The organism is Sunxiuqinia rutila (assembly GCF_050589705.1).
Lineage (GTDB): Bacteria > Bacteroidota > Bacteroidia > Bacteroidales > Prolixibacteraceae > Sunxiuqinia > Sunxiuqinia rutila.
In genome coordinates, this window is the sequence record NZ_JBNGOT010000011.1 from 29,742 (window position 1) to 45,397 (window position 15,656).

Consider the following 15,656-nt stretch of genomic DNA (forward strand, 5'->3'; position numbering starts at 1 on the left):
TTTATTCTTTTGTAATTGTCAGTTTTATTTGTCCACTTAGTTTCTGTCCTCTTGTTAGTGGAATATCATAAAGACGGGCATGTGAACTAAACCCACGCAGGAATCGTTCCGATCCCGGGTTATCGTATCCGGCTACCAACCAATGAATGTTACCATTTTCAAGCCAGCTGCGTATATGCTGACTTCCATCAGATTTCAACTCAAGGGTACTTTCTTCTTCAGTTGATAAAGAAGCATGAAACACATTGCGTTTGGTCGAACGGAAATCGTTGCTTCCGTAAGCCGTTTGATCCTGATGATATGCCCAGGAAGGCTTTTTCGAAGGGCCCGCTAATCCACAGCGCTCATCGTTGTAAAAAAGTTTCGCTTCACCTTTCAGCCGTCCAATATGATCTTCGGGGTAAACGGTCCACAGTCCTTTTTTCTCCCAACTCAGGGTATTGAATGTTTCAGGCAAAGAAAGCGCGATGCCCCACTGACGGAAATTCTCATTTTTCAGCATGGTGTAATCGTATGAGACGTTCATGTTCCCATCAGCCTGAATATTAATTTCCATAGTACCTGTAGCCTCGTCGTATCCTTCCGTTAGAATAATCTTCAGTTGCTTTTCTCCTTTTTCCAGCTCTACCGAACGAATGCTTCGATTGGATGCTGTGGGCGAATACAGCGTATAGTCCGGCGTTTCTTTGGTCATTTGTGTATCGCCCTTATTATTAGCAGATACAAGCATCAATACCGGCCAGTCACTTAACACTTCGTGCCCTTTTGAATCCGAAACATGAAATCCCTCGGGGCCAAATTCAACCTTCAGCTTTTTACTTACGGCAATTTTTTGATCACCCTTCTGGCTCCATTTAAAGCGGTCATCATTCTTTGCAAGCGTTTCTGCTTTCGGCATCGATAAATCATAAGCATATTCATCTACAGCAACTTCACTATCTTTATAAACCGAAATAGCAAGTTTTCCTATTTCATCATTGCTAAACGGAAAAATAGCCTCCACCGTTGCGCCAGGTTCAGCATCAACAGCTAATATCCCCTGCTCATCATTGTTGGTCCAAACAATTCGGCATTCTTTCAGATTCGAAAAGAAATAGCGGTTTTCAATTGTCAGCTTTACAGGCTCATCTCCTTGTCCATTTTCCAGCTTGATTTTTACAGGCGAATAGATTTTCTTCATATGCCAGTATTCCGGTTTGGGCCTTCTCCAGCCATCAACAGGCCCCCAGGTACCGTAACCAACAGCATGTCCCGATGGTAAAAAAAAAGTATCATCGATACCAGCCCACAGAGCGCCACCGAGCACACCTTTTGCTGCATACATTTTCTCCCACATGTGGTAAAGAATATCGCCCCAGAAGTCGCGAACACCCGGATCAGTCATCAACTCAAAACGATTGTAGGCATTCAAGTGTACATACTCATCGAAAGTAATCGGACGTTTATGATTCTTGTATTTATCGGGGCCACCTGGACCTGGGTAATGATGATTTGCAAGTTCTAAATATTCGCCATCGCCGTCAGGTCCGTATTGACTAAAAATACGGGGACGTGAGGGATCTGCTTCCTTCACCAAATCAGCTGCCTCTTTAAAAAGTTCGTTAAAATCGTACGACTCATTGGCAATTGACCAATGCAAAACCGACGGATGCGATTTATTCAATTCAACCATTTCAAGGATGGGCTGAACAATAGCTTCAAAATAATTCGAATTGTTAACAGGCTTCTTGCCAGCCCAGCAAAAAGGACCTTCTACCTCAACAAACATCCCCAATTCATCACAAGCATCCAGCAACTTTTGGTTAGGAGGATAGTGTGAAGTACGAATGTAATTGACATTTCCTTCCTTAAAGAGTTTTACATCTTCGTACCAAGTGTTACCGGTAAGTGATCGTCCACGAAGAGGATCCACCTCGTGCCGGCAAACACCTTTTAACTTGATGGGGCGGTTGTTTACAAAAACCTGATTGCCGCGAACCTCGGTTTGTTTAAACCCAAAACGGCGCACTATCGTTGCTGTTTCTTTTCCATCAACCAATACGACACAATGCAAGTGATACAAATTGGGATGTTCCGGATCCCACTGAGCCGGTTTTTTAACGTTCAGTTTGGCAGAAACGGTGCTCCTGCCTTCTTGTGTCTCAACCGTCAGTTTATTGTCGCCTCCAAATGCAACCGGTTGATCCAGATTGTCTGTCAGTCTAAAATTCAATGCAACCTGATGTGACTGTGCCGTTTCATTACTCAGCGTAAATTCAGCCAACAAATCAGCATCTTCGTAATTTTCATCAAACTGGGTTCGAACGTGAAACGAAGCCACATTAACCTCAGGAAGTGCCACCAAATAAATGGGACGAGAAATTCCCCCTAAAGGATGAACCGCATATTGCGATCCCGAAGAAAGCGTATCGGCCACACTTTCGCTACGAACCTGAAGAGCAATGGTATTTTCTCCTTTTTTAACGGCATCCGTCACATCTAATTCAAAAGGCGTAAATCCGCCCAGATGCCCTCCTACTTTTTGGCCATTAACCCAAACAGTACACTCGCTATATACCGCTTCACACTTGAGTTTTATACGGTAACCGTTCCAGTTTTCCGGCAGTTGAAAATTCCGCTGATATCCGGCATACTGTCCGGCATCCACCTCGAAGCCCTGCATAACCCATTCGCCTGGCACTTCAATGGTTTTCCAATTTGCCACGGTCTTTTTTGTCCAGAATGAATCTTCAGGCGACGGATTAAAATGCCAGTTTCCATTCAGGTCTAACTGTAGTTTTTTAATTCCTAAAACTTCCGTCGGAAGCGGACTCCAGCGAATGGTCTCCAGTTTTTGACGATCAAATGTAAGTTGCGCTCCAACCGCTAAGGTGCATATCAGAATAGCAACTAACAAACTAAACTTCTTCATATTTATCGATTTAACTCCGTTACTTTTGGTTCTTCAGATTAAGGTGTATTGATAAACTGTTTCCAGCTATCTCAAATACACCATACCCAAAGAACCTTTTTCTATTTTTTGATTAGCTGTAATTTTACTGTTGAGTGCAGGATACTTCCTTTTTCCAGAGGTATACGCTCATCATTATAATGTCCACTAAAGAACAAATCGCCTCCACCGGTTGAATAGCCAGCCACCAAGAAACTGATTTTGTCAGCACCGTCAACGAAGGAGCGGAAGGCCTGTTTTCCATCAGCAACAACCGTAATTCCGTCGCCTCCAGCATTAGACAAAGCTGCCCAGTATATATTCTCACGCGTTGCCCTGAAATCATTAGTTCCCAACAGAATGGCATCATAACGCCAATCATTTTCCGGCACTTGACCAAACGACTCAACACGGAAGGCTTTTTCGCCAAAAGGGACTGCTTTACCATTGGTACGCCCGATGTGATTTTCAGGATACCAACTCCACAAGCCCTTACGATACCATTGTAAATTTGCTGAAGTAGCAGGCGCTGAAAATACTAATCCCCACTGCCGTGGATTCATCTTCACTTTTGATTTCATTTGGTAATCAACATGAACATCGCCATTGGCTGTAAACGAGTAATTAATTACTCCCTCTGCTTCGGCATAGCTTAGCTGCACTGAAACGAGCACAGTATCTTGTGTTTGTTTCCAAGTAACCTCATTCACTTCCCTGGCCGTACAAATCGAATTATGCAGCGGAATCTCCAAGCTATGTTCGGTATTACAGGAACCTGTTCTTAATTCAAGCATCATCAATTCAGCTCCACCAGCCAACACTTTATTATCATCGACCCAAGCTCCATTCAAGTCGCCTTTGCTCAAATCAAATAACCATTCAAATCCCTGCCCTGCGATCGTTAACTGCTCATTGCTTTCTGAAGCTGAAATTTGAGTTGTCTGTACTTTCTGAAAAGGAAAATCATCGCGTTTCACATTCCCGATCTCAATGGCACAAGCTTCCACTTCAATGCCTTGAGGCGAAACAATACGCACCGTCAGTATTTTTCCATCAAGATTGCTGTTGCCAGTATAAATATTCAGGATGCCTGTTTTTTGTGGCTGCAGCACCATATCCACCGTTCCTTGCTCCGTTCCAACTTCCCAGTAGATCTTGCACTCACTCAGGTTCGTAAAGTTAAACCGGTTCTCAATTTGCAAACGAACAGGCTGCCCAGCCTCAGGCACATCAACCTGCTGATTATGTATTTTTACCGGAGAATAGCTCTTTTTCATGTGATAGTATTCTGGTTTTTCGCGTCGCCAGCCATCAATTGGGCCCCATTCACCGTAACCAACAGCACGTCCATCAGGTAAATAGAAAACATCATCGATACCTGACCAGATAGCTCCGCCCAAGCAGCCACGGCTTTTGTACATGCCTTCCCACATTTTTCGAAAGCCCCTTCCCCATGCATCGCGCACGCCAGGATCCGTTACAATTTCCTCCCGATTATAAGTATTCAGGTGAGCATACTCGCCAAACAAAAGCGGACGTTCAAAGTCCTCAGCTACTCGTGGACCACCCGTTCCCGGATAATGAATATTTGCTATGGGCATTTTTTTACTCCCGTAGTTGTTGAAGCCACCATAGGCCTGATCGTGAAAGGTAGCCGGACGAGTCGGATCTTCTTCGGCATAAAAGTCGGCCAAGCGCGACCAATTATCAGTCCACATCGACTCGTTAGCCATTGACCAGATTAAGATACTTGGATGATTCCGAAAGAATGCAATATCGGCACGTGCAATGCTTTCGAAATAAGGATACATATCCGAATCTTTCGCATCATGCGTCTTCCAATGTTCGTTGGCATGATGGCCTACCCAACTGACGGGGTTTTCAAGTTCAACATACAAGCCAAGACTATCGCACAAGGCAATAAACTCTTCGGATGGCGGATAATGTGAAGTCCGAATATAATTCACATTCCCACGCTTAAACAATTCGGCGTCTTGTTTCCACAATTCGGATGTAAGGCTTCTTCCTCGTAGTGGGTGTACCTCATGCCGATTAACCCCTTTTAACTTAATAGCTACTCCATTGACGAAGAGCTGGTTTCCAACGACCTCAATATGACGAAAGCCAATTTTCCGGACAATGGTTTCAACTCCAGCTGATGAACTTAGCTCAATCTCTAAGCGATATAGGTTAGGGTGTTCAGCATCCCACTTTTTCGGACTATTTACCGAACATGAAAACTGGATAGCTTGCTCTTTCGCTCCATCGAACTGAACTGTTTTTCGCGAATCGGCTAACTGAACTTGATCGCCGCTTGGACTGAATAAACGAACAGTGATATCCGCTTGGTCAACCGATGCAGCATTTTTCAGATTCGCTGATACATTTAACAACGCGTGGTTGTATTGGTTATCCAAAGGCGTCTCCACAACTAAGTCAGCCAAATATGTTTCAGGCACTGCATACAAATAGATCTTACGCAAAATTCCACCCAATTGGTGAGCTGCATATTGCGTTCCAGACATCAAAGTATCGGCCATCGTTTCGGCTGTTACCGCCATGGTTACCCGATTCTCTTTTCCGGGCTTAATTAAAGAGCTTATCTCTTTTTCAAAAGCAACCATCGGCCCGACATGCGAACCGGCCTCTTTACCATTAATGACAATATCGGCCTGACTAAAAACAGCATCGCAACGCAAAAAGATCCGACAGTTCTTCCAAGCTTTTGGCGCTTCAAACGAACGCGAATAAACTCCGGCCTTTCCAGGTTCAACCTGAAATCCCTGCATGGACCATTCTCCAGGGACTTCAATCTGAGGCCATCTTTTTGCTCGATTGCCCACCTCAGCAAGGTTTCCGGAAAAGGAATCATTGAAATTCCATCGCCCGTTCAAGTCAACTTTCACAGGACTTACCGAGGAGTTTCGAGGAACAACAGCTAATTGTCCGTAACCCAACGGAGCAATTAGTAAGAACATGAATAAACAAATTAAAAAGTGTAGATTCTTCATCTCATTATATATTATTGGTTGTAGTAGTAATCATTACATCTCACTGTACTTTCTATCTGAATCTTACCAGAAATCGTTTATCCCTTTTGTTGAAAAGAAATAGCGCTTTCCTGAATAGTTCAAAATTACATTGTTCCTCCATAGAATTGTTGAATCATTTTACCTGTAACTTGAACTATATTTTCAATAGATCAATAAATCCAGTAAATTTGATTCTATTTGTAACAAAATACTATCACTAAATGACATCTTATGCAGGCACAATATTTTAAGCTAACCAAACAGGCTCACCAATCCATTTCAATTCGGAAAGATACCCGTACTGCCTTTTACGACCACTGGCACTATCACTCTGAATTGGAACTGGTGTATATTATTCACGGCAAAGGAACCCGTTTCATTGGAGATGACATATCACGCTTTGCCAGTGGGGATTTGGTGCTTTTAGGAGTTGGATTACCCCATGTTTGGAAAAGTGATGACAGCTACTTCGACCACAACTCAAGAAAGAAAGTGAGTGCGATTGTACTGCATTTTGGACAAGACTTTTTAGGGCAAGGTCTATGGGAATTACCAGAGATGGCGCCAATAAAAAAACTATTGGAGCTTTCTCCTCGCGGAATCAGTTACCATTTACCCGAGGGACATCCGGTAAAACGGAAACTCCGAAAAATGATCGACCAACAACCCTTTGACCGACTCACACACTTGCTTACAATGCTACACAAATTAGCTCAAGTGGAAAATCATACCATTCTATCAGGCATTCCGTTTGCCGATCATTATCAAAAACACCATTCCAAGCGAATTGACAAAATCTATGATTATATCCTCACCAATTTTGAAAAAGAAATTAAACTGGAAGAGCTCGCTCTGCTTGCCAATATGACTCCTGCATCCTTGTGTCGTTTCTTTCGTCAAAAGACACGAAAATCGGTCAGTGAATTTATCAATGAAGTGCGGGTAGGTTTTGCCTGCAAGCTTTTAATTGAAGGGAATCTTTCGATTTCTGAAGTTTGTTTCCGATGTGGCTACAATAATCTGTCCTATTTTAACCGGCAATTCAAAAAAATAATCGGGCTAACTCCCGGCAATTATCAAAAAAAGAAAAGTCTGTTTGAGGAAGAAAAACAAGCGTAAGTTTTCCATCCTTAAACAGACTCATGTCCCGTTAGAATTCATCCTAATCCATAACAGGAATCTTTCTACTGAACAAGCTCAAGGACTATTTCTTCTTTAGTTTCTTGCCTACTTGTTTTAGGATTTGAACACTTTCTTCAGGAACATTGCCTTCCCCATCGGGCCCAATGTTTAGCAAGAGATTTCCTCCTCTTTCGTTGATTTCCATGAGCTGGGTATAAACTTTATCAGCGCTTTTCCAGTTATGATCCTCTTTTTTAAATCCCCATGAATCATTCATGGTATAGCACGCCTCCCAGTAATGATCCAGTGCATCTCCGGGATGTTCCTGTTCCGGGGTTCCGAAGTCTCGTTTAAACTCGGCTCGTTTGGCCACCCGATTATTGATAATGATCGACGGTTTCAACGCACGAATGTATTGGTACAGGTCCTCGCCAGTTTCCATGTCCCACCAATTCACCCAATCGCCATCAAACCACAAAATCTCAGTATCATACTTTTCAACCAATTCGCGGATTTGATTTTTCATATAAGCGATGTATTCTTGCTTTTTCTCAGAAATCATAGCCACCTGGCCCCAACGATTCCATCCATCTTTCCCAGAATCATTGCGATGTTGCGAAGGGTGATTCCAATCAATAATACTGTAGTACGTGCCGAATTTGATTCCTTGCTTTTTACAGGCATCAGATAGTTCCTGAATCAGGTCACGTCCTTTCATGGGCGAACTGGCAATATCAAAATCGGTATACTCTGAATCCCACAAACAAAACCCTTCATGGTGCTTTGTGGTAATCACCAAGTATTTCATGCCAGCCTTTTTGGCTAACCGTGCTATTTTATCCGCGTCAAAATCCTTTGGATTCCAGGTATCAATTAACCGGGCATACTCTTCCCGTGAGATATCCGCCGATGATTGAATCCATTCCGCATAGCCTTTAACTGTTTTTCCTTCATAAATTCCCCCAAGCTGACTGTACAAGCCAAAATGAATGAACATGCCATATTTGGCATTGGTAAACCATTCCATACGTTTTTGAAAATCAGCATCCGATTCTTTCAGGTAATTCACCTGCGCCCACAGTTTACCCGATAAAGAACCGAGCACAAGCGCTACAAGGAGTAGTCGTTTTTTCATGTAAATCTATTTTTTAGTTGGTTTAAAAATCAATCTTTAATTCGTCAACAAAATAGTGAATTGTTATTCTCAGTCACAAAAACACGATAATAAACACGGAAAAAACAAGAATTCTTCCTTTTCAAATACCGACTACCTCGTACAATTCCTTCGTGTTAACACTAAGCATTTGCTTTCTGCATATAGTCGCTTGGCAATACTCCATATTCTGTTTTAAAACACTTCGTGAAGTATGACGGATTATTAAATCCTGTCTGAAAAACCACCTCACTAACAGTGTATTGTCCCGAAGCCAACATTTGCGCTGCTCGTTTCAATCGCAAAAGACGGATAAAGTGATTGATCGACAAGCCTGTCAATGCTTTTATTTTCCGATAGAGCTGATCCTGACTCACTTTCATTTCATCAACCAAACTTTGCACCGTAAAGTCAGAATCAGTTATTTGCGACTCGATAATACTAACTACTCGGGTCATGAACTTTTCATCAACCGAAGACGGAGCCACATCTGTGCTTTTTAGGTCAGAAAGGAGAAAGCGTTTTTTCATTAGTTCGCGATGTTCAATCAATGTACGAACACGAGTAAGTAATAGCTTACTATTAAAAGGTTTTTCAATGTATTCATCAGCTCCACTGTCAAATCCCTCAATCCGATCTTCCAATGCATTTTTTGCCGTTAAAAGAATAATCGGGATATGAGAACTATTCAAATTGGATTTTATCTTTTTACACACCATCAAGCCATCCATATCCTCCATCATAATATCACTTATAACCAGATCAGGGTGTTTACGAGCGACCAAGCTCAGACCTTCTTTCCCATTTATTGCCGTATAAACGCGATAGTTCTTCTCCAAAATATCTTTCAGGTAATCAAGAATATCCTGATGATCATCAATAATAACCAAGACCGGCTCTTTTTTTAAGCCATCCTGCTCTATGCTCTCTTGATGTTCAACATTTAAAGAAGAAATGGATGTTTGAAAACTATATTCCTCATATTGCCCCTGCACCTCGCCTCGCGGAAATATAAGTGTAAACTGGCTCCCTTTTCCTAAGCTACTTTGTACCTCAACACTCCCTTCGTGAAGATCCATATAGCGTTTCACCAGATTTAATCCAATCCCCGTGCCTAGGGACTTTCCCGAAGGTTTCAGTTGATAAAAGCGATTGAAAATATTAGGAACTTCATGCTGAGCCATTCCTTTTCCTGTATCACAGATCCGAATAATCACATTTGTATCATCAGTGCGGCATTCAACAAGAATACTTCCATAGGAAGGCGTAAACTTAATTGCATTCGATAATAGGTTAAACAATATCGATTCCAATTTTTGAGGGTCTGCTGCCAACATGATAGAGTCTTCCGGACAAACCAAATCAAAATCAATTTTCTTTTGTTGCGCTAACTCATTAAACTGACTATAGACATGGTGCAGAAATACACTCAGATCAATCTGTTTTAACTCCAGTTTCAAATTATTTGTCTCAGCTTTTCGGAAATCTAGAATTTGATTAATTAATCCCAAAAGCATTCGGGCATTTTTCAACATACGTTGAAGTGTTTGTTCCACCTTATCATTAAACTGTTTGCTTTCCAACATTTCTTCCAAAGGTCCAATAATTAAGGTCAGAGGAGTGCGCAAATCATGTGAAATATTGGTGAAGAAAACAGCCTTTTGTTGATACAACTCATGTTCGCGTTCCTGCTTAATTCGTTCAATCCTTAATTCTTGTCTAATTTTAAATCGTATATTGATTTCACGGACTATCCAAAACACAGCCCCAGCTGCCAAAATAAGATAGATGCCCCAGGCCAGATGCGTTGCCCACCATGGCTTTTGTTTAATTAACAACAAGCTACGTTCGGCCGACCACTGGTTATACTCATTCGCTGCTTTAACTTTAAACTGATAACGTCCTGGAGGGACATTGGTATATACTGCTTTTGCCGACTTTCCTGGCATAATATTCCAGATTTCTTCAAAGCCCTCAAGTATATAGCTAATTTTCTCTTTTTGTATTTTTGAAAAAGACAGGGTATTCATACGAATTGAGAACGTATGACTAAAATGAGGAATGATCAGGGTATCACAATAATTTAGCCGTTTGTCTAAAATCTTTTTTTCGGCAAACTTGGTTCCCGGCTTCACCTCCTGATCAAGTATTTTCAATTCTGACAAAATTACTCTTGGCTCACTCCCTGTATTCATCTCATGATCAGGATCAATTTTCAAAACTCCTTCATCGCTGGTTGCCAGCAGTACATTTTCTTCTTTATTGTATATGATGGAATGAAAGGCATGATCGGTCAGCATTTCTTCTGAATGTCCATTCTCGGGATCCACCTTATAAATTCCGTTATAGGTACTCACCCAAAAAGAGCCTTGGTGATCGGTCGTCATTCCTGTGGTAATGCATCCACTCAGAATAGTCAGTTTTTTCGCTTTTTGTGATGCTTCATCATAAAATCCCAAGCCATCGCGCGATAGAATCCATAACTGTCTGTTTGCGTCCAAAAACAAGGATTCAGGCTTAAGACGTTCTGTTTGTCCGTCAAACCTATCGATATGGAGTACGGACATTGGCTCCCAAGTTTCAGAGCATTCAACTCGAAATAGTCCGTTTTGCAAAGAAGCGACCCATATAGTATTTTTAATGGAGTCTATTAATATGAAACGAATATCGATCTGTTTTTCTGCTAATACAATTGGTTCCAGCTCTAGATTCTCCTTGGATAGACGTTGTAAGCCATTTTTAAAACACCCAATCCATATGTTCCCATTGGGATCTGGGAGTATTGAATAAATACGATCATCGGCCAACCTAGTCAAAGCTTTTTCCATATGTGGCAAGGCTTCCATTGATTGGGCTTTGTAGACCTTAACTCCATGCCCCCAGGTTCCAACATACAAATAGTTATTGTCAGATGTCTGATACATCGACGATATCGACTGGAGTTCCGGACTATACTTTTCCTGCACAAAGCTATTTTCATCCAATCGGTAGCTGCATAGTCCATTTCCATGTGTTCCTACCCAATATTCATCTTCCGATTTGTTTTGTAAACACCAGATTATGTTCGAGTAAATATCATTCTCATTTTGCTGATCATAAATGAAAACATAATTCTGCTTTTTCAAATCTAAATGATTAATTCCTCCAAACCAGGTTCCAATCCAAAGGTTTTCATCTGAATCAATTAAAGATGAAAGAATATAATCTGAATTAATTCCATTGCGTTTGCTGTTAGAATAATTTATCTGCTGAATTGCAGATTCCGCTAGGGAATCAATCGATACTTTAAATAAGCCATGTCCTTCGGTCCCCACCCACAAATCTTCCAAATAAACAGATATACTCCGAATTATTAGGCCCTCCATTTGCCATGCCTCATTGAGCGCATAGGTCTCATTATATGAAAGTAACTCTTGATTGTCTAATCGGTATAATCCGCGATCAGTTCCCAGGAAAATAGCATTTCCCTTTTTGGTAATCTTATATACCCGCTTTACTTCTTTCAAAAGCAAGGGGGAATCAACAATAAACCCAATTCCACTTTTTCGAATTCGATATACTTCAGATCCATCATTACCAAGCAATATTCCATGATCCACAACCAACAATGAATTAATTCTCAAAACGGGTATTTGACTTATTCGAGATAAGCTTAGTGCCTCTCCTTTCTTATATTTGCTGATTAAATCATCGCTGCTGACACAATACAATTTCCCTTCTTCAATGCCAATCCAAATCATTCGATCAGCATCAATCTTCATATCAGTTATCCAACCCAGCTGCTGCTTTTCATTGATAAAGAGTGGTACTATTTTCTCTTTAAATTTATCAAATAGAAAAAGACCTTTCTCAACTGTACCAATTAATACATATCCCTTTTCAAAAGGCAAGACAACTGAAATCTTATTACAAAAACCGTCAGTGTTGTATTGATTATAGACGGTAAATTCACTGCCATTAAAAACATTTAATCCAAGATTGGTACAAGCATAAATTAGTCCCTCTTCATCTTCGGCCAAACAATCAACATTGTTAAAAGATAAACCATCTTTCATTTCATATTGAATGAAATTCAGTTTACCTCCGTTTACCTGAAGTGAAATAATAACAAATACTACAGTTAGTGTTTGGCACAAATAACTCATCACTCTCTTTCTCTAATAAAATTAATAGTCAATAAAAGTAGCATTTTCCAAAGTACTAAAAGAGCTATTCCGAAAGCGTACTAAAGAATTCCGAATTTGTGTCAATTTCCTGAATCCCTGTCAAAATTTATCCGAATCAATTCTATTCTCCACAGCCTATCTGTGGTAAGTTTACCCTCATAACTCTAACTAAAAAATCATGCTTATGAAGAATTTGTTTTTTGCAGTATTACTGCTGCTCGTATGTACACTTTCAACTACTGCTCAAAGCTTTTCTGTAAAAGGAAAGGTTTTAGACGAGGAAGGTGTCCCAATTCCTGGAGCTACCGTAATTCAAAAAGGCACCACCAATGGTACCATTACCAATCCAGAAGGGAACTTTGCTATTCAGCTTAAAACAACAAATGATGTACTTCTCATTTCCTTCGTTGGAATGCAGTCAAAAGAGGTCGTTGTAGATAATCAAACAGAATTAACAATCACACTCGAGAGTGATGTTATTGGCCTGGAAGAGGTAGTAGCTATTGGCTATGGAACAACAACAAAAAAGGATTTAACTGGCTCTGTTGCGAGTGTTCGCGTTGATAACACGCCTTTGGTAAACCTGCCTAACCTCGGAGCCTTACAAGTTCTTCAGGGAACTACCACAGGTGTAAATATTGGGGCTGTTACCAGTGCCGGTGGTACTCCCGGATTAATGATTCGTGGGCAAAACTCAATTACAGGTAATAACTCTCCGTTGATTGTTCTGGATGGAATGATATTCACAGGAAGTTGGAATGAAATTAACCCCAATGACATTTCTTCAATGGATGTATTGAAGGATGCCAGCGCTGCAGCCATTTATGGTTCACGTTCGGCAAACGGAGTTATTATAATCACAACTAAGCGCGGGAAATCGGGGAAACCGGTAATTAATTTTAACTCCTACTTGGGAATCCAAAACTGGACTCGTGTTCCAGAGATGAGAAAAGGGGAAGATTTCCTAGAATGGAGACGAGAAAACTTAAGATTAACAGGTGTTGAAGACTTAAGTATAGAAAATATATTAGGCCCCCGGGAACTAGAAGCGTACAATGCTGATCACCAAATGGATTGGATAGAAGAGGTAACTCAATTTGCACCAATTCAGAATTACCAAGCAAGTATTTCAGGTGCTACAGAAAAAGTGAACTATTATGTATCAGGAACATATGTCGACCAAAAAGGTATTCTAGATAACGATAATTTTACTAAAGCAAGCGTAACAGCTAAACTTGAAAACAACATTACTGACTGGTTGTCATACGGTATAGATATGAATTATACAGAAAATGACTATTCCGGTATTGCTCCAGAAATGTACATGGCAACTTGGTACACCCCATACAGTTATAAATGGGTGGAAGGATACGAAAATAAAGTACTTCAAAGATACCCTACCACAAGCTTCCTATATAACCCATATACTGGTTTTTATACCGATGACTTAGACAAAGGTTGGAGCTTTAGCGGAAAAGGTTTTGTAAATGTAAAAGTACCTTTTATTGATGGGTTGAACTATCGCTTAAACTACTCAAAACGTAAAGGAGTTGGAAGGAGGGCGCAATTCACTCATGAAATGGCTTATGCAAACACATGGAAACCAGAGGATATTGAGAATCCTACAAAGTTTTTAAACAGTACAAATGGCTATAATCAAACAAGTACCTCCAGCAGATGGATAATAGACAACTTATTAACATATAAAAAATCATTCGGAAAACATAATATTGATCTACTGGCAGGTTATACCCGCGACCAATATTTAGGCGAGGTTGTAAGGTTTGCTGCCAGCGATTTCTCAAAACTGGGAACGTCTGTATTGGGATATAATGGATTAAACCTGGCTGATCCTGAAAAAAAGAGTGGAACGACTTCCGTAAGTGAATATAGCAATATTGGCTATATCGCAAGAGCAAACTACAGCTATAATGACAAATACCATGTTACAGCAAGCTTCAGGCGAGACGGATATTCTGCCTTCGGCGAAGGAAGTAAGTTTGGGAATTTCCCAGGGGCATCAGTTGCCTGGACAATTAGCGAAGAAGATTTTATAAAGGACAATATTCCTGCTCTCGATTATCTAAAGCTACGTGCATCCTATGGTGAAAATGGCAACCAAGGGATCAGTCCTTATGCAACAACGGCAGGAGTTGCATTTGGAACCACTATTTTTGGTGAAACCTCTTTTAACTATTCATATCCTTCATCTTTAGCTAATAAAGAACTTTCGTGGGAAACAACAACTGCAATGAATTTAGGATTGAACTTTTCGATATTCGGTGGGCACTTAAGTGGCGATATTGATGTATATAAAAGTAAAACAACCGACCAGTTGCTTACTCGAAATTTACCCATAATGACCGGCTACGGAAGTGTTAAAACCAATATTGGACAGGTTGACAACAAAGGATTTGAACTGTCGTTGAACAGTATTAATGTAGACTCATCCAATGCTTTTAAATGGCAATCAGGTCTACGCTTTTGGTTAAACCGGAATAAACTGGTTTCCTTGTACGGTTTAGATGCTGATGGAGACGGAGTAGAAGACAACGATATTGGTAGTAACTGGTTTATTGGAGAATCCTTAGGAGTGATCTATAATTATACTACTGATGGTATTGTTCAGACCGAGGACACAGAATACATTGAAACTTATGGTGCAAAACCTGGCGATGTGAAATTTGTGGATATAAACGGAAAAGATGAAAATGGCAACCTTACAGGAAAACCTGATGGCAAAATAAATGCTGATGATCGCTCTATCATCGGGAACAGTAATCCAAATTTCAGAATGAATATTTCAAATACCTTGAGTTATATGAATTTTGAACTCTATATGGATGTGGCTATTGTTGCCGGAGGAGGTAAGAATAATTACTACATGGCTGGTAATGAAAGGGCTTACTTAGGTTTAATTCCAATTACAGGAAACTGGTTAAATCAGGATTACTGGACAGAAGATAATCCTAGTAATACCATCCCTCGTCCTGATTATAGCAATTCTCTTAATTATGGATTTTATCAATCAAGAGCTTTTGGGCGTTTGCAAAATGTTTCTTTAAGCTACACATTTAATAATGAAATTACAGAAAAGCTTAAAGTTGACAACCTGAAAGTATTTGTAAGTGGCAAAAACCTTTTAACTATTACCGATTGGGTAGGGCTTGATCCCGAAAACGCCGGACAAATTGGATCTTCAAGTCCGGTAATAAGAACATTCACGATGGGGGTTAACCTAAGTTTCTAATAAC

The 15,656-nt window shown here is 40.5% G+C and carries 6 protein-coding genes; 2 read left to right on the forward strand and 4 right to left on the reverse strand.

The window, feature by feature from the left end:
• Position 1: 1 nt before the first annotated feature.
• A complete protein-coding gene (locus ACRD6K_RS14380; RefSeq protein WP_430973800.1) occupies positions 2 to 2,911 on the reverse strand; it encodes a glycoside hydrolase family 2 protein in 2,910 nt (969 codons plus the stop codon).
• Positions 2,912 to 3,012: 101 nt separating this feature from the next.
• Positions 3,013 to 5,907, reverse strand: a complete 2,895-nt coding sequence (locus ACRD6K_RS14385) for a glycoside hydrolase family 2 protein (protein ID WP_430973801.1) — start codon at positions 5,905 to 5,907, stop codon at positions 3,013 to 3,015.
• A 285-nt stretch (positions 5,908 to 6,192) separates the two neighbouring features.
• Between ACRD6K_RS14385 and ACRD6K_RS14390 the strand changes: the two genes are divergently transcribed.
• On the forward strand, positions 6,193 to 7,080 hold the full coding sequence (locus ACRD6K_RS14390; protein ID WP_430973802.1) for an AraC family transcriptional regulator: 888 nt from the start codon (positions 6,193 to 6,195) through the stop codon (positions 7,078 to 7,080).
• 85 nt (positions 7,081 to 7,165) lie between these two features.
• Here the strand turns inward: ACRD6K_RS14390 and ACRD6K_RS14395 are convergent, their stop codons facing one another.
• Complete coding sequence (locus tag ACRD6K_RS14395; RefSeq protein WP_430973803.1) at positions 7,166 to 8,218, reverse strand: alpha-L-fucosidase; 1,053 nt, start codon at positions 8,216 to 8,218, stop codon at positions 7,166 to 7,168.
• Positions 8,219 to 8,379: 161 nt separating this feature from the next.
• The gene (locus tag ACRD6K_RS14400) at positions 8,380 to 12,381 is read right to left on the reverse strand and encodes a hybrid sensor histidine kinase/response regulator transcription factor (RefSeq protein WP_430973804.1); all 4,002 of its coding nucleotides are present in this window, start codon (positions 12,379 to 12,381) and stop codon (positions 8,380 to 8,382) included.
• A 205-nt stretch (positions 12,382 to 12,586) separates the two neighbouring features.
• Between ACRD6K_RS14400 and ACRD6K_RS14405 the strand changes: the two genes are divergently transcribed.
• Entirely contained in the window at positions 12,587 to 15,652 is a 3,066-nt protein-coding gene (locus tag ACRD6K_RS14405; RefSeq protein ID WP_430973805.1) for a SusC/RagA family TonB-linked outer membrane protein, read from the forward strand.
• Positions 15,653 to 15,656: the final 4 nt, after the last annotated feature.

Excerpts from the sequence above, each read along its gene's own strand:
- ACRD6K_RS14380 (WP_430973800.1), bottom strand. The coding sequence starts at position 2,911 with ATGAAGAAGTTTAGTTTGTTAGTTGCTATTCTGATATGCACCTTAGCG.
- ACRD6K_RS14385 (WP_430973801.1), bottom strand. The coding sequence starts at position 5,907 with ATGTTCTTACTAATTGCTCCGTTGGGTTACGGACAATTAGCTGTTGTT.
- ACRD6K_RS14390 (WP_430973802.1), top strand. The coding sequence starts at position 6,193 with ATGCAGGCACAATATTTTAAGCTAACCAAACAGGCTCACCAATCCATT.
- ACRD6K_RS14395 (WP_430973803.1), bottom strand. The coding sequence starts at position 8,218 with ATGAAAAAACGACTACTCCTTGTAGCGCTTGTGCTCGGTTCTTTATCG.
- ACRD6K_RS14400 (WP_430973804.1), bottom strand. The coding sequence starts at position 12,381 with ATGAGTTATTTGTGCCAAACACTAACTGTAGTATTTGTTATTATTTCA.
- ACRD6K_RS14405 (WP_430973805.1), top strand. The coding sequence starts at position 12,587 with ATGAAGAATTTGTTTTTTGCAGTATTACTGCTGCTCGTATGTACACTT.